Source organism: Microbacterium sp. Root53 (assembly GCF_001426925.1).
Lineage (GTDB): Bacteria > Actinomycetota > Actinomycetes > Actinomycetales > Microbacteriaceae > Microbacterium.
Genome location: NZ_LMFR01000009.1, coordinates 1 through 20766, shown reverse-complemented (window position 1 = coordinate 20766; position 20766 = coordinate 1). Strand labels below are relative to the sequence as shown.

The following is a 20766-nucleotide window of genomic DNA, read 5'->3' as shown; positions in this document are numbered from 1 at the left end:
CGGCCGGGTGTCACAGGTCGCGGTAGGTCGTGCGCGCGTAGTGGTGGTACGGCGCGGGGGCGACCGTGGCGCCGATGCGGGCCTGCACGTGCGGCTCGACGTTGCTCTTGCGGGAGTTCGGCTCCTCGCCCCACACGACCTCGACGCGCGCGCCGTCGGGCACGTCCACGTCGACCGACGCGAGCGACAGGTAGAGCTGGTCGTACGCGACGTACCCCGCGTCGGTCGAGACGCCGACGCGGCGGCCGTCCTGCCGCACCTCGTCGAACTGGTAGAACCCGTAGCGCGCCTTGGGGAACTCGAGGTACTTGGCCGGCGTGCCGGGCGTGAGCTGCGACTCGACGACCTCCGCGACGTCCGCGGCGTCCCAGATCAGCGTGACCTTGCGGCGCGCGGGCGACTCGGCGATCCGCTCCAGCGCCTCGCGGCCGATGAAGTCGTGGTCGAACTTCACCGAGCGGCCGAGGCCCAGGTCGTACGGGGTCAGGTAGAAGTCCTCGACCGGCGCGTGCAGCGATCCGCCGATCGATCCGGTGCGGGCCAGCGGCAGCCACTCGCGGTACTCGACGAACAGCGGGTCGTCGCCGAAGATCGCCGGGAACGGCGTCGGCACCCAGCCCGACTCGAGCGGCGTGACCGAGTACGCCTTGGCGCCGATCCGCACGATGCCGAACTCCGCGCCCGCATCGAGCAGCGCCTGCCGCACCGTCTCGCCCTCGGCGTACGGGCCGAAGAACTCGAAGCCGGGCTGCCCGGCCATGCCGTGCCGGAGCCCCTGGACCGTCGTGCCCGCGAACGCGAAGTCGTGGATGTGGAAGAACCTCACCTCGGGCACGGGGCCGCCCAGCAGCTTCTCGAGCACGTCGTGCGCGCGCGGGCCCTGCAGCTCGTAGCGGTAGAACGTCGGGTCACCCTCGCGCATGTTCGAGTTGCCCTCGAGGCGGTACCGGACGTCCTTGCCCGAACGCTCGACGTGGAATCGCACCCAGTCGATCAGCACGTGGTGGCCGATCAGCACGACCGTCTCGCCCTGCGCGGTCGCGTGGTTCAGGTTGAACAGGATGCCGTCGCCGATCACGTGACCTTCGTGATCCACCGAGATGAGCTGCTTGGCGACGCCGGGCCGGAAGTTCGTGAACGTGTTCACCGCGATCGGGCTCAGCACCTCGGCGATGTCATCGCCCGTGAGGAACAGCTGGGTCATGTGGTGCGACTGGTCCATGAGCGCGACGGTCTCGTTCCACGACCGCGACTCGGAGCGCCAGTTGCTGAACTCCGGATGCACCGGGAACGTGAACGCCGGGTAGTCCACGTTGCGCAGCAGCTCGACCGGATCCCCGACGCGGGCGAGCCCCTGTGCGAGTGTCTCGGACATGTCGATCTCCTTCGATCGATGCGGGTCAGGATGTCGCCGGTCAGCCTAGGAACCGCGCACCGCGATCGGAATCGCCTCTTCCTTTCAACGGAAGCGTTCCCCATGCTGGTTGAGCGAGGGAGCGCCAGCGACCGAGTCGAAACCGCCGAAGCATCCCAGGAGGTCCGGATGGCGAGATCGTCCGACGGAGCCTCCGCGCTCACGCGCGTGCTGGCGGTGCTCGACGCGTTCGCGGCCGACGCGCCGTTCCTCACGCTCACGCAGATCCACCGGCGCTCGCGCATCCCCCTGTCGTCGGTGCATCGCATCGTGACGGAGCTCGTGGCGCACGGCCTGCTCGAGCCCGTCGCCGGACGCACGTACCGGCTGGGCAACCGGCTGTGGGAGATCGGCAGCAAGACGCCCGGCGCCCTCGGCCTGCGCGAGATCGCGGAGCCCTACCTGCGCCGCCTGCACGACGAGGTCGGGCAGCACGTGCAGCTGGCGGTGCGGATCGACACCGACGTGCTGATCATCGAGCGGATCTCCGCCCCGGATGCGGTGATCAACGGGTCGATCGTGGGCGGGCGCATCCCGATCCAGCTGTCGTCGAGCGGCCTGGTGTTCCTGGCCTTCGGCGAGCCGGGCCTGCTCGACGCGGTGCTGGAGGGCGGCATCCGGCCGATGACGTCCGCCGGGCCGCAGACCGCCGAGCAGCTGCGCGCGGCGGTCGACGCGACGCGCGCGCACGGGTACGCCGACGCGGAGGGCTGGATCCACCCGGCCTCGCGCGGGCTGGCCGTGCCGGTGCGCGGGTCGGAGGACGTGGTGGTGGGCGCGCTCGGGGCGGTCGTCCCGAACGACGGCGCGTCGCCCCGGCGCCTCGCGGCGCTGCTGCAGGAGACCGCGCACCGCATCTCGGATGCGCTGCTGCGCGCCTACCTGCCGGCCGGCCACCCGCGCGCGCTGCCGGGCGGCTCGCTGCGCGCGCTCGTCTCCTCGTCGGCGCAGTCGATGCAGTACCTCGAGCGCCGCGCCCGCGCGCGCTGACAGCTCGTCAGGATCGCGGCGAGTCGAACGTCCAGGACGACGGCTCGATCGCGGTCGCCACGTCCCAGTCGTCCTCGTCCCAGGTGAAGGTCGCGACCGCGCAGGTCGGCATGTGGCCGATGGCGCCGTCGGACAGCTCCTCGGCGAGCGCGGTCATCCCCGGGTCGTGCGCGACCACCATCACGGCGGGCAGCCCCGTGGCCGCCGCGGCGGCGAGCAGCGCGCGGGCGGGCGCGCCGTACAGGCCGGGATCCAGGGCCACCGGCACGCCGAGCTCGGCGGCGAACGCCTCGGCTGTGGTCCGTGCGCGCAGCGCGGTGCTCGACAGGATCGCGTCGGGGCGGAAGCCCGTCTCGGCCAGCCGGCGCGCCATGCGCGGCGCATCCCTTCGGCCCCGGTCGTTCAGCGGGCGGTCGTGGTCGTCGAGCCGCGGATCGCCCCAGTCCGACTTCGCGTGCCGCACCAGCACCAGCGTGGTCACGGCGTCGTCCGTTCCATCGAGCCCGTCACGTCCTCGACGCTACTCCTGCCGCGGGATGCTTCGACGCGTTTCGTCTCCGCTCGCTGGCGCTCGCTCCGCTCAACGACCGAGAGCGCCCGGTCGTTGAGCGGAGCGACGAAGGAGCGGAGACGAAACGCCCGCCCGACCCGCGCGCCGCCGAACGGAGGACAGACGCGGCGGGACGCCCGGGCCTAGGGTGATCGCATGAGCCAGCCCAGCGCCGGGATGCCGCTGCGGGACTACCGCATCCACCGGTACGTCAACGCGTTCTGCCCGCGCTGCCACGAGGAGGATCCGGATCGCCCGCTCTCGGAGGTGCGGCGGCTGTCGGGGTGGCTCGCGAACCGGGACGGACGCATCTGGCTCGAGCGGGGATGCCCCGATCACGGGCTGATCCGCACGATGTACGACGAGTCGGCCGAGATCCTCACGTACCTCGAGCAGTGGACCGCGCCGACCAAGGTGCACGCGCCCGATCTCATCGGCAACTTCAAGCCGGTCCCGTCGGCGTATGAGGACGGCCTGCCGCAGATGCAGACGCAGCACACGTGCATCCTGCTCGAGGACATCACCGATCACTGCAACCTGCGCTGCCCCACCTGCTTCGCCGAGTCGAGCCCCGCGGCGAGCGCGGTCGCTCCCCTCGCCGAGGTGCTCGCGTCGGTGGACGCGCGCCTGGCCAAGGAGAACGGCCGCATCGATGTGCTGATGCTCTCGGGCGGCGAGCCGACGCTGTACCCGTGGCTCGAGCAGCTTCTCGAGCACCTGGTCGCGCGCCCGGTGGTGCGCATCCTGATCAACTCGAACGGGCTCCGGATCGCGCAGGACGACGCGTTCGTCGAGGTGCTCAGGAAGCACCGGCAGCGGATCGAGATCTACCTGCAGTACGACGGTGAGTCCAAGGAGGCGTCGGCGTACCACCGCGGTGCGGACATCCGGCGGTTCAAGGAGCGCGCGCTCGAGCGGCTGTCGGCGGCGGGCGTCTTCACGACCCTGACGATGACGGCCGCGCTCGGGGTGAACGACGGCGAGATCGGCGCCGTGATCCGCCGCGCGCTCGACACCCCGTTCGTGGGCGGCGTCACGATCCAGCCCGTGTTCGGCTCGGGGCGCTCGGCGGGGATCGATCCGGATGACCGCCTCACCCACACGGGCGTGCTCGCGCGGCTGGGGCCGCAGACCGACGACCTCGTGACGTGGCGCGACCTCACGGCGCTGCCGTGCAGCCATCCGCACTGCTGCTCGGTCGGGTATCTGCTGAAGGACGACGCGGGCGAGTGGAAGTCGCTCGTCGGGCTGATCGGCCACGACCGGCTCAAGCAGTTCCTCGATCTCGAGCCCGACCTGATCGCCAACCGGATCGCCGACTCGCAGGTCAACAGGCGCATCCGCGAGGTCGTCAAGACGTCGCTGCTCGACCTGCTGAGCGAGCAGTCGTCGCTGTCGCACCCGTCCATGACCGACATCTGGCGCGACATCTGCCAGGCGTGCGACCTGGGCATCGGAACCCTCGCGACTCTCGCCGCCTCGCGCCTGCCGGGTCAGCACGAGCGCCTGCGCCGGATGATGGGCGAGCGCGTCAAGCGGATCACGATCAAGCCGTTCATGGACATCCACACGATGATCGAGGAGCGGCTCACGCAGTGCTGCGTGCACGTGGCGACCGTGAACGAGACCACGGATGCGCACCAGTGCGCGCCGTTCTGCGCCGTGCAGGCGTGGGCGCCGCTGGGCCGCACGCGCCTGTCGACCGCGACCGGATCGCGGGACCGGGCCGAGACGCTGACCCCGGTGCGCGAGACGCGCCGCGAGCTTCCGGTGGTGGCCACATGAGCGTGCACGGGCTGAACCAGTACGACGCGACCGTCGGCGATCCGGTGCCGTCGTTCGATCCGCTGCGGCTCTGCGTGTACACGACCGTCGCGCTGCTCGCGTGTCTGCTCGGCCCGCTCGCGGTGCTGGCCTTCGCGGGCATCGCGATCGCCGGCTACACCCGCGCCCGCCGCGCGGGGCTGCTGCGCTCGCGCTGCAAGCTCGGCGACACCCGCCTGGTGCTGCTGTACCTGTGGGTGATCGCGCTCCTGTCGGCCGCCGCCATCCCGCTGTGGGTGGGGCTCTGGATGCGCCTGCTGGGGTGACGCGATGTTCCCGACGCTGCAGGACCTCGCCGGCTGGCTGCCGCGCGTCGACAACCACTCGGCGTTCGTCGCGCTCGGGATGCTCGCTGCGGGCCTGATCTTCGTGACCGAGAAGCGGCGCCGCCGGGTGTCGGACCACCGCATCTGGTACCTCGTGCTCGGCGCGCTGGTGGGGGCGTCCGTGCTCGCGCGGCTGGGCACGTGGGCCCAGAACCTCGACCCGGCGAAGAACCTGAGCCTGGTCGACCAGCTCGCGTACGGCAACGCCTCGATGCTCTCGGCGCTGGTCGGCGCGTGGCTCGGGGTGCACGTGGCCAAGCGCATCGTCCGCTACCCGCACCGCACGGGCGACCTGTTCGCGCCCGCCGTGGCGCTCGCGATGGCCGTGGGGCGGATCGGCTGCCTGCTCACGGAGGAGCCGGGCACGCCCACCGGGGCCTCGTGGGGCGTCGTCCTCGACGCCGATGCCGCCGCGTACACGGGGTCGGTCGCCGGCGTGCCGCTGCACCCGAGTTTCGTGTACGAGATCGCGTTCCACGCCGTGGCGTTCGCGCTGCTGTGGTTCTGGCTCCGGCACCGGTCGATCGCGCCGGGCGAGACGCTCACGCTGTACATCGCGGCGTACGGGGTCTTCCGCTTCGCCGTGGAGTTCGTGCGCGGCAACGACATCGCGTGGCTCGGCCTCACCCGGCCGCAGCTGTTCCTGCTGGCGACCATGCCCCTCCTGTTCGCCCGGATCGCGTGGATGATCCGCACCGGGCGCTTCCGCACCGCACCGACCGCATCGGGGCTCGGCCCCGAGGCCATCCCCGCATCCGCCACGTCAGAGAGGACGGCGACGAGTGAACAGCACGCCTGACCACCCCACAGAGCCGGATCAGCCCGGCTCGCCGGTCCCGCACGCGCCGGGAACCCCGATTCCTCCCGCCCCGCCGGAGCATCCGCCCGTCGCGCCCCAGCCGGGGCCGCCCCCGCCGGTCCCTCCGTCGCCGCAGCCGCCGCCGCCGAAGCCGCCCATCCCACCCGGCGCGCATCCGCCGGAGGTGCCGCCGGGGGCGCCCGGGGCACCCGCCGCCGCGCCCGCCGACGCCGCCGCGCCGTATGGAGGCCAGCCGGGCCATCCGGGCTCCCCGCCCCACCCGCAGTCCTACGCGCCGGGGTACGCCCCGCCGGGCGCGCCGTACGGCTACGCTCCGCCACCCGAGCCGCGCGGGCTGTTCGGGCTCTCGTTCGGCTGGGGCGTGCTGGCGGGCTTCGGCGCCGGGGTGGTGCTGGAGGTCGTCGCCGTGCTCGTCTGGCTGAGCGGCGGGGAGCAGTGGCGATTCTTCGTGGGCAGCGGCCTGCTCGCCGTGATCGCGCTCGGCGGCATCGGGCTGCTGGTCTGGCGACCCGGTCGGGCGATCGGCACCGGCATGCTGTGCAGCATCGCCATCGCGCCGATCGTGCTCTTCGGCGTGTGCGTGGCGGTGATGGGGAACTACTGACGCCTACGCCGTCACGGGCGTGATGCGGAACTCGTCGACACCGCGGATGTGCGCGTGCACCTGCCGCTCGGCCTCGGCCGCGATCCGTTCGGCCTCGGCGAGCGGCACATCCGTCAGCGCGATCAGCGCGTCCCCGCGCAGGCGATGGCCGACCCAGCGCAGGCGCACCTGCTCGACGCGGTCGATCCCGTCGACGTGGGCGAGGGCGTGCTCGGCGCGGTCCAGCAGCTCGGGCTCCACGCCGTCGAGGATGCGGCGCCCGACGCTGCGCACCGTCCCCCACAGAAGCACGACGATCGCGAGCGAGATCAGGATGCCGACGATCGGGTCGGCGAGCGGGAAGCCCGCCATCACGCCGAGCGCGCCCAGCACGACCGCGAGCGAGGTGAACCCGTCGGTGCGGGCGTGCACGCCGTCGGCGACGAGCGCGGCCGATCCGATGCGCCGGCCGACCCGGATCCGGTAGATCGCGACGGCCTCGTTGCCGAGGAAGCCGATCACCCCGGCCGCGATCACCCAGCCGAGGTTCTCGAGCGGCTGCGGGTGGACGATCCGGTCGATCGACTGCCACGCCGCCACGACGGCGGACAGCGCGACGACGAACACGATGAACAGGCCCGCGAGGTCCTCCGCGCGGCCGTAGCCGTACGGATAGCGCCGGGTCGCCGCGCGGCGGCCGAGCAGGAACGCGATCCACAGCGGCACGGCCGTGAGCGCGTCCGAGAAGTTGTGCACGGTGTCGGCGAGCAGCGCGACGGATCCGCTGATCAGCACGACGACCAGCTGCAGCACGGTCGTCAGCAGCAGCGCGACCAGGCTCACCTGGAGCGCGCGGATGCCCTGCGCGCTCGCCTCGAGCGCGTCGTCGACCGAGTCGGCCGGGTCGTGCGTGTGCGGCACGAACAGCTCGTGCAGGAAGCCCCGGATGCCGCGCGGGTGAGCGTGGCCGTGGCTGTGGTCGCCGTGATCGTGGTCGTGCGGGTGCTCGTGGGCGTGCGCGGTCACGGCGTCGCCGCCTCGGCGCGGTGGTGGTGCGGCGTGCCGAGCGCGTGCTCGGCCTGGAAGATCGCCTCGGTCACGAGCTTCGCGGCGTGCTCGTCCACGAGGCGATAGAAGATGCGCGTGCCGTCCTTCCGCGTCGCGACCATGCGCGCCAGGCGCAGCTTCGCGAGGTGCTGCGAGACCGCGGCGGGGCTCTTGTCGACGATGTCGGCGAGGTGGTTCACCGACAGCTCGCCGTGCTCCTTGAGCGCCAGGATGAGCCGCACGCGCGTCGGGTCCGCGAGCATCCCGAACACCTCGACCGCGAGCTCGACGAACGAGCTGTCCGGCAGCCGCCCGCATGTCCGCTTATCTGCATTCATACGCAGATTATTGCAGAGTCCTCGTCCGGGGACCCCGGCTTCTCAGGTCCATCCGGCGCATCCGGCCCTGAGAACCGGGGATCCCGTGGCGTGGCCGGCCCGTATCCGTGACGAGCGCTCGGGAGTAGCCTTCGCGCATGGATCTGCTCGAGCGCGACGCGCAGCTCGGGGCCCTGCAGGAGTACGCGGCCGAGGCGGCCGCCGGCGCCGGGCGCCTCGTGCTCGTCGCGGGCGAGGCCGGCGTGGGCAAGTCGACGCTGGTCGAGGCGCTCGAGCGGAGAGTGCCCGGCGCCCGCTGGGCCTGGGGTGCGTGCGATCCGCTGACGACGCCGCGACCCCTCGGGGCACTGGTCGATCTCGCGCCGCAGCTCGATCCGGAGCTCGACCGGATGTGCCGCGACGGCGCCCCGCGCGAGCGCCTCTTCGACGCGGCGCGGGAGGCGCTCGCGGGCGGCGGTGCCCCGACCTGCGCGGTGTTCGAGGACGTGCACTGGGCCGACGACGCCACGCTCGACCTGCTGCGCTTCCTCGGGCGCCGGGTGCGCGACCTGCCGGTGCTGCTGATCGCGACGTTCCGCGACGACGAGCCGCGGCCACGTCTGCTCGAGGTGCTCGCCCAGCTCGGCGCGATGCGCACCACCCGGCGCATCGACCTGCCTCCGCTGTCGGCGCACGCGGTCGACGCGCTCGCCGCCGGGCGGGGCGTCGACGGCGGCGAGCTGTTCCGCGCGACCGGCGGCAACCCGTTCTTCGTGAGCGAGCTGCTGCGATCCGGGCCCGGCGACGGCATGCCGTCGTCCATCCGGGAGCTGGTACTCGCCCGCGCGGCACGCCTCTCGCCTCCCGCGCGCGAGGCGCTCGACGCGGCCGCCCTGATCGGCCTCACGGTGCCGCCCGCGCTGCTCGGCCGGGTCGGCTCGGCGGCGCCGCGCGACGTCGACGAGATGCTGACCTGCGGCGTCATCCGCGCCACGACCGACGCGTTCGCCTTCCGGCACGAGCTGGCGCGCCGGGCGGTCGACGAGGCGATCCCGCCCCACAGGCGACAGGCGCTGCACCGCGCGATCCTCACCGCGCTGGAAGAGCTCGAGGTCGCGCATCCGGCACGGCTCGCGTTCCACGCCGAGGGCGCGGGCGACGCCGCGCGCGCCGTGGCGCACGCGCGCCGCGCCGGTCGCGAGGCGGCCGCCCTGGGCGCGCACCGGGAGGCGCTCGTCCAGTTCGAGCGTGCCCTGCGTCACGCCGACGGGCTGCCGGAGCGCGAACGGGCGGAGCTCCTCGACGCGCTCGCTGCCGAGGCCGCCGTGGTCGACCAGGGAGAGCGAGCCCTGGATGCGCGGCGTCAGGCGAGCGAGCTGTGGCGCGGGCTCGGCGACACCGTGCGCGAGGGCGACAGCCTGCGCGGTCTCGCCCGCGCGCAGCTCCGCGTCGCGGACGGCACCGGCGCGACGGCGACCGCGGAGCGCGCGCTCGAGCTGCTCCAGGCGCACGGCGACACCCGCGAGTACGCGGCGGCGCTGGCGCAGCTGGCCGGCGACCGGATGCTCAACGGTCGCGACGACGACGCCGTCGTGCTCGCGCGCCGGGCCCAGGCGCTGGGCGAGAGGCTCGGCCTTCCGGGGGTGCAGGCCGACGCGCTGGACACCCTGGCGTGCTCGCTCGCCGTGACGGGCGGGGACTGGGAGCCGCCGATGCGCGAGGCGCTGCGCCTCGCGCTCGAGGGCGGCGTCGCCGACCAGGCCGGGCGCGCGTTCAACAACCTGCACTGGGCGCTCGGCTCCGAGCAGCGGATCGACGAGGCCATCGCCGTGTACGAGGAGGGCTGGGCGTTCTGCGAGGCCCACGACGCGCTCAGCTTCGGATGGTGCCTGCGGATGGAGCACGCCGAGATCGTGGAATGGCGCGGCGACTGGGACGAGGCGCTGGACATGGCGGAGGGCACCGCGGGCATGCCGCTCACGCCCCTCAACCGGTACACGTGCCTGTCGGTGGCCGGGCGCATCCGGTCCCGGCGCGGGGAGCCGCGAGGCATGGAGCTGCTGCGCGAGGCCGATGCGATCGCACGCGGCTCGGGCCAGCCGCAGTACGAGGTGCAGTCGGCGCTGAACCTCGTCGAGGCGCACTGGCTGGCCGGCGACCTCGACGCCGCGCGACGCGAGGCCGCCCGCGCGCTCGACCTCGCACCCGGGACCGTGGGATGCATCCGCGACTCGGTGCTCGAATGGGCGCACCGGCTGCTGGGCCCGGCCGCCCGCGACATCGACGCCGCCGACGTCTGGGACGCGCCGCGCCACGAGCTCGCGGGCAGGCGCCGCGAGGCCGTGGCCGCGTGGGAGCGCATCGGATACGTGAACCACGCCGCCCTCGTGCTCGCGTTCTCCGACGACGAGGCCGACCTGCGCGACGCGATCGCGCGGTTCGACCGGCTCGGCGCGACCGCCGCTGTGCGGGCCGTGCGGCGCCGGATGCGGGAGCTCGGCCTGCGCGCGATCCCCGCCGGATCCCGATCCGCCACCCGGGCGCACCCGGCGCACCTGACGCGCCGCGAGCAGGATGTGCTGGCGCTGCTGTGCGAGCACCTCAGCAACGAGGAGATCGCCCGCCGCCTCGTGCTGTCGGTGCGCACGGTCGACCACCACGTGTCGGCGATCCTCGCGAAGCTCGGTGTCGCCTCGCGCGCCGAGGCCGCGGAGGCCGCGCGCCGCACGGGTCTGGTCCCCGTCGCGGGCTGAACCGTCGCCGGCTGAATCCGTCGTCGAAAACCGGGCAACCGCGATCCGGAAACCGGGCACCGGTCGCCGATCCGCCGCGCGCGCGTGCGGGCTGTGCTGGAGGCATCGGATCGACCGCTCGGAAAGGAGCACGGAATGCCTCTCTACATGGACGTCCACACGCTCGGCTCGGCCGTGAGCATGGACGACGTCGCCAAGGCGCATGCCGCCGACCTGCAGACGCAGGCCGCGCACGACGTGCAGTACCTGCGGTACTGGGTGGACGAGGGCGCGGGCAGGATCTTCTGCCTGGTCGACGCCCCCGACGCCGAGGCCGCCAACCGCGTGCACCGCGAGGCGCACGGGCTCGTCGCCGACGAGATCTTCCCCGTGAAGGAAGGTGCGTGATGCGCGCGCGGATGCGCCTCGCGGGAGCGCTGCTCGCCGCGGCGCTGCTGCTCGCCGGCGCGGCTCCGGCCGCCCACGCGCATGGCTCCGGCGACCTCACGTCCCAGTCCGAGCTCGCCGAGGTGCGGGCCGCGACCGCCCGCTTCGCCGATGTCGACGCCGCCATCGCCGCCGGCTACGGCGAGCTCGTCGACGCCGCCGGCATCGCGTGCATCGACTCGCCCGCGGGCGGGATGGGCATCCACTACGTCGACGTCGACCTGGTGCTCGACCCGGCGCTGGATCCCGCGATGCCCGAGGTGCTGGTGTACGAGCCCGACAGGCACGGCCGCCTCCACCTCGTCGCGGTGGAGTACGTCGCCTTCGAGTCCATGCTCGGCGGCGTCGTGCCGGAGCTGTTCGGGCAGACGCTGCACCGGATGCCCGGTCCGAACGAGCCCGCGGCGCAGAACCGCTACGGGCTGCCCGCGTTCTACGAGCTGCACGTGTGGCTCTGGAAGCACAACCCCGACGGCATGTTCGAGGACTGGAACCCGCGCGTCGACTGCCCGTGAGACGGCCGCCGCCGTTCCGGTGCGATCCGGCCCCTATTCCGCGCGGTAAGGTCCGGATCGCACCCGCTTCATCAGGGGATCCCGGCTTCTCAGGGCCATGCTGCGCATCCAGGCCCTGAGAAGCCGGGATCCCCTCCCGTGGACGCGCCGGGGCCCCGGATCACCCGCGCAGCAGCGCGCGGAGCGACTCGATCGTGTCGGCCTCGGCGGGGCGCTTGTCGGGGCGGTAGCCCTTCACGCGGGCGAAGCGGAGCGCGATGCCGCCGGGGTAGCGGCTGGAGCGCTGGACGCCGTCGATCGCGATCTCGACCACGGTCTCAGGGCGCACGTGCACGGCGTAGGCGGTGCGGTGCGTCTCGATCGTGGGGAAGTGCTCTGTCTGCCAGCGCAGCGTCGCGTCCGTCAGCCCCTTGAAGGTCTTGCCCACCATCACGAAGCCGCCCGGCTCGCCGAACCGGCCCTCGGGGTCCCGCGCGCCGAGGTGGAGGTTCGACAGCTGGCCGCGGCGACGCCCCGACCCCCACTCGACGGCGAGCACGACGAGGTCGAACGTGAGCACCGGCTTGACCTTGAGCCAGCTCTTGCCGCGCCGCCCGGCGGCGTAGGGCGAGTCGAGCGCCTTCACCATGACGCCCTCGTGGCCCGCGGCGAGCGCCTGCCGCGAGAACTCCTCGGCGCGATCCGGGTCATCCGTGACGATCCCGGGCATCCGCGATGCGCCGACCACGCTCTCCAGCACCTCGAGCCGCGTCGACAGCGGCTCGTCGATCAGGTCGCGCCCGTCCAGGTGCAGGATGTCGAAGAACCACGGCCGCAGCGCGACGGCCGCGGCGGCCTCCGACCCGAAGCGCGACATCGTCTCCTGGAACGGGCGGGGCCCGCCGTCCTCGTCGAGCGACAGCGTCTCGCCGTCGAGGATGACCCGCTCGGCCGGCAGCGCACGGACCGCCTCGACGATCTCGGGCACGCGGTGCGTCACGTCGGCGAGGCTGCGCGTGTAGATCCGGACGTCGTCGCCGTCGCGATGCACCTGGATGCGCGCGCCGTCGAGCTTGTACTCGACCGACGCCTCGCGGCCCAGCGTCGCGAGCGCCTCGGCCGTGGAGCCCGCGGTCGACGCGAGCATCGGCATCACGGGCCGGCCGACCCGGAGCCCCACCGCCTCGAGTTCCTCGGCCGCGCCGGTCAGCGCGATGCGCGCGGTCTCGCCGAGGTCGCCCGACAGCATCGCGGCCCGCCGCACGCTCGGGGCCTCCCGCTCCGCCGCCTTCGCGATCGCATCCAGCAGCACGCCCTCGAGCGCGCCGGTGCGCAGCTCGCCCAGGATGACCCGCGACACGAAGTCCCATTCCGGCGCCGTCGCGCGCCCGGCGAGGCCCTCGAGCTCGCGCCGCCGCGCGTCCACCGAGCCGCGCCCCTCGGCCGCGGCGAGCCGGTCGAGCGCCGCGTCGACGTCGAGCACGGTCAGGGTCGGCGCATCCGCGTGTTCGACCGCCAGACTCGCCAGCCCGCGCCATCCGACGCCGATCCGCCCCTGCCGCGGGCTCGCGGTGAGGAACCCGATCGCGGGCCCGATCTCGTCGGGCTCGAGCTCCCGCAGCACGGCGGCGAGCGCGGCGATCTTCGCGAGCCGCGACGACGTCGCCGCCGCCGCGTCGGTCGCCTCGACCAGTGCGCTCAGCCGCATGCGCCCATCATGCACCCGGGCGGGGACACGGCGCCCGACCCGCAGGGTTCCGGTGCGCTTCGGCCCTTATCCACGCCCAAACGGGCCGGACGGCACCGGTTCACACGCGATGCGCGGGCGTCACTCCATCCGGTGCTCGTGCAGGCCGGAGGTCAGCGAGGTGCCGTTGAGGTCGAGGTAGAGCTGCCCCTCGGTCACCGACAGCGTCATGGCGTTGCGGCGCGCGAGCGCGGCCACCGCGCCGTCGACGAACCCGGCGTCGAAGTTGCGCAGCACGAGGTGCTCGGAACGGTGGATGCGCTTGCCCGCCCACTGCGCGAGCACCTTCTCCGGGTCGCGGTGCGTGTAGACCGCGACGCGCTCGGCGGCCTTGCTGCCGAAGTGCAGCCGCTCGGCATCCGGCGCGCCCACCTCGATCCACGCGACGAGCGCGCCCGTGAGATCGCGCACGACGACCGCGGGCTCATCCGTCTGCGAGAGGCCCTCGCTGAACGCGATGCCCTCCTGGTGCTCGAGGCAGTACGCGAGCAGGCGTGTCACCATGAAGGCGTCGGTCTCGGACGGATGCCGCGCCACCCGGAGCGAGAGCTCGTCGTAGACGCCGCGGTCCACATCCGCGAGCTGGACGTCGAAGGTGTGCATCGTCGCGCCGAGGGCCATGAGCGTCGAGCCTACGGGAACCCGGATGCACGAGACCCCCTCACGCGGAGGGGGTCTCGCAGGGCACGGGCCTCAGCCGAGCAGGGTCCGGTCGTCGACCACGGCGCCCTTGATCTTGGCGAACTCGCCCAGCAGCGACTCGACCGTCGCCTCGCGCTTCTGCCGCGCGTCGAGCTCCAGGATGATCCGGCCCTCGTGCATCATCACGAGCCGATTGCCGAGCTGCAGCGCCTGCTCCATGTTGTGCGTGACCATGAGCGTCGTCAGGCCGTCGCGCTCGACGATGCTCTTCGTCAGCTGAGTCACGAGCTGGGCGCGCTGCGGGTCGAGCGCCGCGGTGTGCTCGTCGAGCAGCAGGATGTCCGGCTTGGTGAAGCTCGCCATGAGCAGCGACAGCGCCTGGCGCTGACCACCGGAGAGCAGGCCCACGCGCGCCTTGAGGCGGTTCTCGAGGCCGAGCTCGAGCGCGCGCAGCTCGTCGCGGAACAGCTCGCGGCGCCCGCGAGTGACGCCCATCGCGAGGCCGCGGCCGCGCCCCCGCCGCAGGGCGAGTGCGAGGTTCTGCTCGATCGTGAGGTCGGGGGCGGTGCCGGCCATCGGGTCCTGGAACACCCGGCCGACGAAGCTCGCGCGGCGGTGATCGGGCAGGCGCCCGACGCTGCGGCCGTCGATCTCGATCGTGCCCGTGTCGGCGGGGATCCGGCCCGAGATCGCGTTCATGAGCGTGGACTTGCCGGCGCCGTTGCTGCCGATCACGGTGACGAAGTCGCCGGCCTCGAGCGTGAGCGACAGCCCGTCGAGCGCGACGCGCTCGTTGACCGTGCCGGGGAAGAACGTCTTCGTGACGTCGTGGATGCGCAGCATCAGGCGGCCTTTCCGTATCCGCGGGCGGCGGCGAAGCGAAGCTTCGGCAGCCGCTTGAGGAAGCCCCATCGCGGCAGCAGCAGCGCCGCCACCACGAGAACGGCCGAGATGAGCTTCATGTCGTTCGGGTTGAGCCCCGCGGCGAGTGCGAAGAAGATCACGAGTCGGTAGAGCACGGCGCCCGCGATCACGCCGAGCGTCGCGAGGATGACCGTCCGCGTGCCGAAGATCGCCTGACCGATGATGACCGACGCGAGGCCGACCAGGATCAGGCCGATGCCCATGCTGACATCGGCGAAGCCCTGGTACTGGGCGATCAGCGCGCCGCTCAGCGCGACGAGCGCGTTCGACAGCGCGAGCGTCAGGATGGTCGTGCCGTGGGTGTTCACGCCGAAGCTGCGGATCATCTGCTCGTTGTTGCCGGTCGCCTGGATCGCGAGGCCGAGGTCGGTGTGCAGGAACCAGTCGATCAGGGCCTTGAGCAGGAACACCCCGACCGCGAACAGCAGGATCGCGACGGGTGAGCCGAGCAGGCCGCCCTCGCGCAGCGGGGTCATGACCGTGTCCTCGCGCAGCAGCGGCACGTTGGACTTGCCCATGATCCGCAGGTTGATCGACCACAGCGCGATCATCGTCAGGATGCCGGCGAGCAGGCCGTCGATCCGGCCCTTCGTGTAGAGCAGGCCGGTCACGGCGCCCGCGACCGCGCCCGACGCCGTGCCGGCGAGGGTGGCGAGCGGAGCGGGCACGCCTCCGACGATGAGCGAGGCCGCGACGGCGGCGCCGGTCGTGAAGCTGCCGTCGACCGTCAGGTCGGGGAAGTTCAGCACCCGGAAGGTGAGGTAGACCCCGAGCGCGGTGATCGCGAACAGGAGCCCGAGTTCGAGCGTGCCGGACATGGCCGCGTCACTCCACGATCTCGTCGGCGCGCTCGACGACCGCGGCCGGCAGCTCGACGCCCTGGCGCTCGGCTGCGGCCTCGTTGATCACCAGGGTGTACTTCGCGAGCGTCTCGACGGGCATCTCGGCGGGGTCCGCGCCGTCGGTCAGCACGCGGACGGCCATCTCGCCGGTCTGGTAGCCGAGCGCCGTGTAGTCGATGCCGTAGGTCGCGATCGCGCCGCGCTCGACCTGGCTCATCTCGGAGCCGAACAGCGCGATTCCGTTCGCCTCGGCGTGCTGCACCACGGCCTCGAGGCCCTCGACCACGCGGTTGTCGGTCGGGACGTAGATCGCGTCGACGTCGCCGAGCGACGCGACGGCCTGGCCGACCTCGCTCGAGTTCGTCACGGTGGCCTCGGCGATCTCGAGGCCGAGCTCCTCGGCGGCCTCCTTGGCCAGGCCGACCTGGATCTCGGAGTTGACCTCGCCCGAGCTGTACACGATGCCCACGCGCTCGGCGTCGGGCAGAACCTCGGCGATCAGGTCCATCTGCTCGGCCACGGGGTTCATGTCGCTCGTGCCGGTGAGGTTCGCGCCCGGGGCGTCGAAGCTGGCGACCAGTCCGGCCTCGACCGGGTCGGTGACCGCCGTGAACAGCACGGGGATGTCGGCGATCGACTGCGCAGCGGCCTGCGCCGTGGGGGTCGCGATCGCGAGCACGAGGTCGACGCCCTCTGTGGCGAAGGTGGTCGCGATGGTCGTCGCGGTCGCCTGCTCGCCCTGCGCGTTCTGCTCGTCGTAGACCGCCTCGATGCCGGCGTCCTCGAGCGCCTGCTTGAAGCCCTCGCGCGCCGCGTCGAGCGCGGGGTGCTGGACGATCTGCGAGATGCCGATGCGGAGCGCGCCGGGCGCGCCCTCCGGGGCGCCGCCGCCGGATCCGCATGCGGTGAGAGTGAGCAGCCCGAGGGCCGCGAGCGCGGCCGGGACGATGCGTGCGTTCATGGGTGTGTTGCCTCCTGTGGCCCTCCTGCGGCGATGCGGGAGGAGCGTCTGCGCCATTGCGGCGGCAACGATACGGATCCGCGGATCGCATGACAATCAGCATCCGGATGAACGAGCAGACTGCACAGGATCACCGGCGCTCTATCACCGGAACTAGTCAGGTTGTATGGTCGGCGCCATGAAGCTCGATCCGCTCGATCATGACATCGTCAGCCTGCTCAGCAGCGACCCCGGCATCAGCATCGTGCAGGTCTCGCGCCGCCTCGGCGTCGCCCGCGCGACCGTGCAGGCCCGGCTCGACAAGCTGCACGCGGCGGGCGTCATCCGATCCGACGCGCCGCAGCTCGACCCCGCCGCGTTCGGGTTCGGGGTGATGGCGATGTGCGAGATCCAGATCGAGCAGGGCGCCGGGCGCGAGGCGCTGCACGCGACGCTCGAGGCGATCCCCGAGATCATCGACGCGTACACGACGGCGGGCGAGGCGGACATCCTGGCCCGGATCGTGGTGCGCAGCAACGCCGACCTGCAGGACGTGATCGACCGGATCGCGGCGATCCCGGTCGTGCAGCGCACGCGCAGCGAGCTCATCCTGACGACGTGCTTCGAGGGCAAGACCCTGCCGCTGCTCGCACTGGCGGCGGGTGTCGAGCCGAGCCGGACGGACGGCCGCCGCACCCCCGCGCGCGCGGGTGCACGCTAGACAGTCTGCATAGCTGTGGTCCGCGGTCAGTCGACATCCTGTACAGACTGAGCAGCGATCCGAAGCACAGTTGCAAAGCCCTTCGGCGGCACGGATCATCATCCGTGTTCGTGTTCGGCGCCCCGACGAGGGGGCGCGATCGATGGAGAGGTGTGCACGGGTGATGAGCGACGGCGATGGCGGCGTCACGGTCCTGGAGCGACTGAAGGCCTTCGAGGGGAAGCACCCCGAGATCGTCTTCGAGTGGAAGGACGCCGAGACCCCGGCGCGGGGCTGGCTGGTGATCAACTCGCTGCGCGGCGGCGCCGCGGGCGGCGGCACGCGGATGCGCGCCGGTCTCGACCGCGACGAGGTGGTGTCGCTGGCGAAGACCATGGAGGTCAAGTTCACGGTGTCGGGCCCGGCGACCGGCGGCGCCAAGTCGGGCATCGACTTCGACCCGCGCGACCCGCGGCGCCGCGAGGTGCTGGACCGCTGGTTCCGCGCGGTCGCGCCGCTGCTGAAGACCTACTACGGCACGGGCGGCGACCTCAACGTCGACGAGCTCGCCGACGTCGTGCCGGCGACCGAGCCGCTCGGAGTGTGGCACCCGCTCGAGGGCGTCGCGAACGGCCACTACGGCGGCGCGACCGGCGAGGACGCGCACCGCGTGCGCCGCATCGGCCGCCTCCGCGACGGGGTCTCGCGCGTGGTCGCCGATCCCCGCTTCACGCCGTCGCCGGAGCGCCGCTACACGGTCGCCGACCTCGTGACCGGATGGGGCGTGGCCGAGTCGGTGCGCCACCACTGCGCGCTCACCGGCGAGGACCTCGCGGGCAAGCGCGTGCTCGTGCAGGGCTGGGGCAACGTCGCCTCGGCCGCCGGATGGTTCCTGGCCGACGCGGGCGCGCGCATCGTGGGCGTGATCGACCGGGCGGGCGGCGTCATCCGCCCCGACGGGATGGAGCGCGAGGAGGTGCGCGAGCTGTACCTGCGCAAGCAGGGCAACGCGCTGGCCGCCGACGACCTGCTGCCGTTCGACGAGGTCGATGCCCGCATCTGGGACACGCCCGCCGACGTGTTCGTGCCGTGCGCGGCGTCGCGCCTGGTCACCCGGGAGCAGATCGACCGGCTCGTCGCGGCCGGCGTCCAGGTGATCGCGAGCGGCGCGAACGTGCCCTTCGCCGATCCGGAGATCTTCTACGGCGCGACCTACGCGTACGCGGACGAGCGCCTCGCGGTCATCCCGGACTTCATCGCGAACGCCGGCATGGCCCGCGTGTTCGCGTACCTCATGGAGGGCACCGGGCCGCTCACCGACGAGGCCATCTTCGGCGACGTGTCGGCCACGATCGGCGCCGCGCTGCGAGACGTCCACGCGACCGGCGCGACCCGCACCCGCCTGGCCGCGGCCGCCCTCGAGGTCGCGCTCGACAAGCTCGGCTGAGGCCGCTGAGAGACCCACACGGGAGCGGCGGGCCGGGCAGACCCCGCCGCTCCCGTGTGCTGGGGCTGGATCAGCGTCGGCGGGGCGCTCCCGGTCGCTTACGCCCGGCGAGCCACTTGAGAAGCACGAGGCCGGCGAACATGGCACCGACGAGTGCCCAAGGACCGGGATTCAACTGCACCGCCGCCCAGAGCTGCCCCGGCACCTGCAGCATCGCGTCGAGCAGCAGGTCACCCAGGCTGGGCATCTCCGGCGTCGCCGGCGCGCTCACTGCCGCGTCTCATCTTCGGTCGTCTCTGGCACCACGGACTCCCTGCGCGTGAACAGTGTGCCGAGGGCCCCAGCGACTCCGGCAGCCGCACCCTTGAGAGCCGCACGCGCTTCCTCAGCGGCAACCGCCGCGCGAGGCCTGTCTGGGACACCGTCGCCATCGAGGTCGACCGCGCGGAACGCTTCGGTGGCCCGATCGAGCGTGGAGGCTCCGACCCGCGCGGCTACCGCGGCACCCTCGGACGCCGACGCGAACACCTTCTCTCCTACCTCGGTCGCCGCCTGCCCCCAGCGCCGCGCGTCGTTCGACTCGTGGCGTGACTCGATGCTGAGACGCCCCCGGAAGGCGACGACCGCGTTCGCTACGCGATTGCTCGATTTCACAGCGGCTGGCGAGTCTGAAGCGCCCTGAGTTTGTTGGAGGCTCCTGACCTTGGAAACGAGGATGGAGTCATGCCGAAGGAACTGGCGARTGGGAAGCCGACGACGCGTCGCTACTCGAGCGAGGAGAAGGCCGCTGCGGTGCGGATGGTGAGGACGCTGCGCGCTGAGCTCGGCGTCACGCAGGGGACGGTGCATCCTCGGTGACCTCGAGGCGGATCGGCGGGCCGAAGCGGCGCCGCAGCAGCTCGGCCTCGAGCGCCTGGATGAGGGTCTCGGTCTCGTCCTCCTCGATCACCATGTCCTCGTTNTGGGAAGCCGACGACGCGTCGCTACTCGAGCGAGGAGAAGGCCGCTGCGGTGCGGATGGTGAGGACGCTGCGCGCTGAGCTCGGCGTCACGCAGGGGACGGTGCAGCGGGTCGCGACGCAGCTGGGTTACGGGGTCGAGTCCGTGCGGATGTGGGTCAAGCAGGCCGACATCGACGACGGCGTCACCCCGGGCGTGAGCAGCGCCGAAGCGCAGCGGGTGCGGGAGCTTGAGCAGGAGAACCGGRRGCTTCGCCGCGCCAACGAGGTGCTCAAGCGTGCGGCGTCTTTCTTCGGGGCGGAGCTCGACCGCCACTACCGGAAGTAGTCGCGTTCATCGACGCGAACAAGGACGACCTGGTCGACGGTCGCCGGCTCGGAGTCGAGCTCATCTGCAGACTGCTGCAGGTGGCTCCGAGCAGCTACTACGCCGCGAAGACCCGCGCCCCCTCGGCTCGCGCGCTGCGGGACGAGGAGCTGATCCCGCGGCTGGTCGAGCTGTGGGAGATGAACTACCGCGTCTACGGGGTCYGCAAGCTGTGGAAGGCGGCCCGACGAGCGAGGATCGTGATCGGTCGGGATCAGACCGCCCGGCTGATGCGGGTCGCGGGGATCGAGGGCGCCCGACGGTCGAAGCGGGTGAAGACCACCCGCCCGGATCCGGCGTCGGCGCGGCASCCGGACCTCGTCAAGCGCGAGTTCACCGCGACCGCACCAAACCGGCTCTGGGTGACGCTGACGTTCGTGCCCACCTGGGCCGGCGTCGCTTACGTGTGCTTCATCGTCGACGCGTTCAGCAGGATGATTGTGGGCTGGCGGGTCGCGTCCCACATGCGCACCGAGATGGTCCTCGACGCGATCGAGATGGCCCGCTGGTCCCGCGGACGCCACCACGCCGATCTGCGCTGTCACAGCGACGCGGGCTCTCAGTTCACGTCGATTCGCTACGGTGAACGCCTCGCGGAGATCGGCGCGACACCCTCGATCGGAACGGTCGGCGATTCGTATGACAACGCCCTGG

The 20766-nt window shown here is 72.5% G+C and carries 21 protein-coding genes, 2 pseudogenes and 1 other annotated feature; of the genes and pseudogenes, 11 read left to right on the top strand and 12 right to left on the bottom strand.

From position 1 onward, the window contains the following. Positions 1-10: 10 nt before the first annotated feature. Positions 11-1375, bottom strand: a complete 1365-nt coding sequence (locus tag ASD19_RS04200; protein WP_055988906.1) for an aminomethyltransferase family protein — start codon at positions 1373-1375, stop codon at positions 11-13. Positions 1376-1543: 168 nt separating this feature from the next. Here ASD19_RS04200 and ASD19_RS14265 point away from each other — a divergent pair, with 168 nt between their 5' ends. After that, positions 1544-2404, top strand: a complete 861-nt coding sequence (locus tag ASD19_RS14265) for an IclR family transcriptional regulator (RefSeq protein ID WP_055988905.1) — start codon at positions 1544-1546, stop codon at positions 2402-2404. A 7-nt stretch (positions 2405-2411) separates the two neighbouring features. Here ASD19_RS14265 and ASD19_RS04190 read toward each other — a convergent pair whose 3' ends face one another. Beyond that, complete coding sequence (locus ASD19_RS04190; RefSeq protein WP_055988904.1) at positions 2412-2885, bottom strand: SixA phosphatase family protein; 474 nt, start codon at positions 2883-2885, stop codon at positions 2412-2414. 225 nt (positions 2886-3110) lie between these two features. Here ASD19_RS04190 and ASD19_RS04185 point away from each other — a divergent pair, with 225 nt between their 5' ends. The 4 genes from ASD19_RS04185 (at position 3111) to ASD19_RS14260 (ending at position 6528) form a co-directional block, all read left to right on the top strand. Then, the gene (locus tag ASD19_RS04185; protein ID WP_055988903.1) at positions 3111-4739 is read left to right on the top strand and encodes a radical SAM protein; all 1629 of its coding nucleotides are present in this window, start codon (positions 3111-3113) and stop codon (positions 4737-4739) included. Beyond that, a complete protein-coding gene (locus tag ASD19_RS04180; RefSeq protein ID WP_055988902.1) occupies positions 4736-5044 on the top strand; it encodes a hypothetical protein in 309 nt (102 codons plus the stop codon). Before ASD19_RS04185 ends, ASD19_RS04180 begins: the two co-directional genes overlap by 4 nt. A 4-nt stretch (positions 5045-5048) precedes the next feature. Beyond that, entirely contained in the window at positions 5049-5903 is an 855-nt protein-coding gene (locus tag ASD19_RS04175; RefSeq protein ID WP_082542965.1) for a prolipoprotein diacylglyceryl transferase, read from the top strand. Between the two features lie 184 nt (positions 5904-6087). Continuing rightward, a complete protein-coding gene (locus ASD19_RS14260) occupies positions 6088-6528 on the top strand; it encodes a hypothetical protein (RefSeq protein WP_055988901.1) in 441 nt (146 codons plus the stop codon). Between the two features lie 3 nt (positions 6529-6531). On the opposite strand, the gene ASD19_RS04165 is transcribed toward ASD19_RS14260, so the two are convergent. Beyond that, on the bottom strand, positions 6532-7533 hold the full coding sequence (locus ASD19_RS04165) for a cation diffusion facilitator family transporter (protein ID WP_055988900.1): 1002 nt from the start codon (positions 7531-7533) through the stop codon (positions 6532-6534). Then, on the bottom strand, positions 7530-7892 hold the full coding sequence (locus tag ASD19_RS04160) for an ArsR/SmtB family transcription factor (protein ID WP_055988899.1): 363 nt from the start codon (positions 7890-7892) through the stop codon (positions 7530-7532). Before ASD19_RS04160 ends, ASD19_RS04165 begins: the two co-directional genes overlap by 4 nt. A gap of 137 nt (positions 7893-8029) precedes the next feature. On the opposite strand from ASD19_RS04160, the gene ASD19_RS04155 reads away from it, so the two are divergent. The 3 genes from ASD19_RS04155 to ASD19_RS04145 all read left to right on the top strand — a co-directional run bounded on the left by ASD19_RS04155 (position 8030) and on the right by ASD19_RS04145 (position 11565). Further along, positions 8030-10624 carry an ATP-binding protein gene (locus ASD19_RS04155; RefSeq protein WP_055988898.1) on the top strand — a complete coding sequence of 865 codons (2595 nt, stop codon included), beginning with the start codon at positions 8030-8032 and terminating at the stop codon, positions 10622-10624. A 135-nt stretch (positions 10625-10759) separates the two neighbouring features. Further along, on the top strand, positions 10760-11011 hold the full coding sequence (locus tag ASD19_RS04150) for a DUF4242 domain-containing protein (RefSeq protein WP_055988897.1): 252 nt from the start codon (positions 10760-10762) through the stop codon (positions 11009-11011). Continuing rightward, the gene (locus tag ASD19_RS04145; RefSeq protein WP_200941060.1) at positions 11008-11565 is read left to right on the top strand and encodes a hypothetical protein; all 558 of its coding nucleotides are present in this window, start codon (positions 11008-11010) and stop codon (positions 11563-11565) included. The genes ASD19_RS04150 and ASD19_RS04145 overlap by 4 nt, the downstream gene beginning before the upstream one ends. 160 nt (positions 11566-11725) lie before the next feature. On the opposite strand, the gene ASD19_RS04140 is transcribed toward ASD19_RS04145, so the two are convergent. From ASD19_RS04140 to ASD19_RS04120, 5 genes are all read right to left on the bottom strand, one after another. Then, positions 11726-13252, bottom strand: a complete 1527-nt coding sequence (locus tag ASD19_RS04140; RefSeq protein WP_055988895.1) for an ATP-dependent DNA ligase — start codon at positions 13250-13252, stop codon at positions 11726-11728. Positions 13253-13372: 120 nt separating this feature from the next. Then, the gene (locus tag ASD19_RS04135; RefSeq protein ID WP_055988894.1) at positions 13373-13912 is read right to left on the bottom strand and encodes a YaeQ family protein; all 540 of its coding nucleotides are present in this window, start codon (positions 13910-13912) and stop codon (positions 13373-13375) included. A gap of 72 nt (positions 13913-13984) precedes the next feature. Then, the gene (locus ASD19_RS04130; protein ID WP_055988893.1) at positions 13985-14776 is read right to left on the bottom strand and encodes an ABC transporter ATP-binding protein; all 792 of its coding nucleotides are present in this window, start codon (positions 14774-14776) and stop codon (positions 13985-13987) included. After that, positions 14776-15675 (bottom strand): ABC transporter permease, encoded by a 900-nt coding sequence (locus ASD19_RS04125; protein WP_055988892.1) that lies wholly within the window; start codon positions 15673-15675, stop codon positions 14776-14778. Before ASD19_RS04125 ends, ASD19_RS04130 begins: the two co-directional genes overlap by 1 nt. A gap of 7 nt (positions 15676-15682) precedes the next feature. Continuing rightward, positions 15683-16660, bottom strand: a complete 978-nt coding sequence (locus tag ASD19_RS04120; RefSeq protein ID WP_055988891.1) for an ABC transporter substrate-binding protein — start codon at positions 16658-16660, stop codon at positions 15683-15685. A 178-nt stretch (positions 16661-16838) separates the two neighbouring features. Here ASD19_RS04120 and ASD19_RS04115 point away from each other — a divergent pair, with 178 nt between their 5' ends. Then, complete coding sequence (locus ASD19_RS04115; protein ID WP_055988926.1) at positions 16839-17360, top strand: Lrp/AsnC family transcriptional regulator; 522 nt, start codon at positions 16839-16841, stop codon at positions 17358-17360. 163 nt (positions 17361-17523) lie between these two features. Next, positions 17524-18786: a Glu/Leu/Phe/Val dehydrogenase dimerization domain-containing protein gene (locus ASD19_RS04110; protein WP_055988890.1), complete on the top strand. Its 1263-nt coding sequence runs from the start codon at positions 17524-17526 to the stop codon at positions 18784-18786. 70 nt (positions 18787-18856) lie between these two features. Here ASD19_RS04110 and ASD19_RS04105 read toward each other — a convergent pair whose 3' ends face one another. The 3 genes and pseudogenes from ASD19_RS04105 to ASD19_RS14255 all read right to left on the bottom strand — a co-directional run. Further along, the gene (locus ASD19_RS04105; RefSeq protein ID WP_156377103.1) at positions 18857-19033 is read right to left on the bottom strand and encodes a hypothetical protein; all 177 of its coding nucleotides are present in this window, start codon (positions 19031-19033) and stop codon (positions 18857-18859) included. 20 nt (positions 19034-19053) lie between these two features. Continuing rightward, entirely contained in the window at positions 19054-19440 is a 387-nt protein-coding gene (locus ASD19_RS04100; protein ID WP_055988888.1) for a hypothetical protein, read from the bottom strand. 193 nt (positions 19441-19633) lie between these two features. Beyond that, positions 19634-19747, bottom strand: a pseudogene (locus ASD19_RS14255) (hypothetical protein); the annotation flags it as partial. A gap of 1 nt (position 19748) precedes the next feature. On the opposite strand from ASD19_RS14255, the pseudogene ASD19_RS13925 reads away from it, so the two are divergent. After that, positions 19749-20766: pseudogene (locus ASD19_RS13925) on the top strand (IS3 family transposase); the annotation flags it as partial. Beyond that, positions 20028-20162, top strand: a sequence feature (AL1L pseudoknot). Its footprint overlaps the pseudogene before it by 135 nt.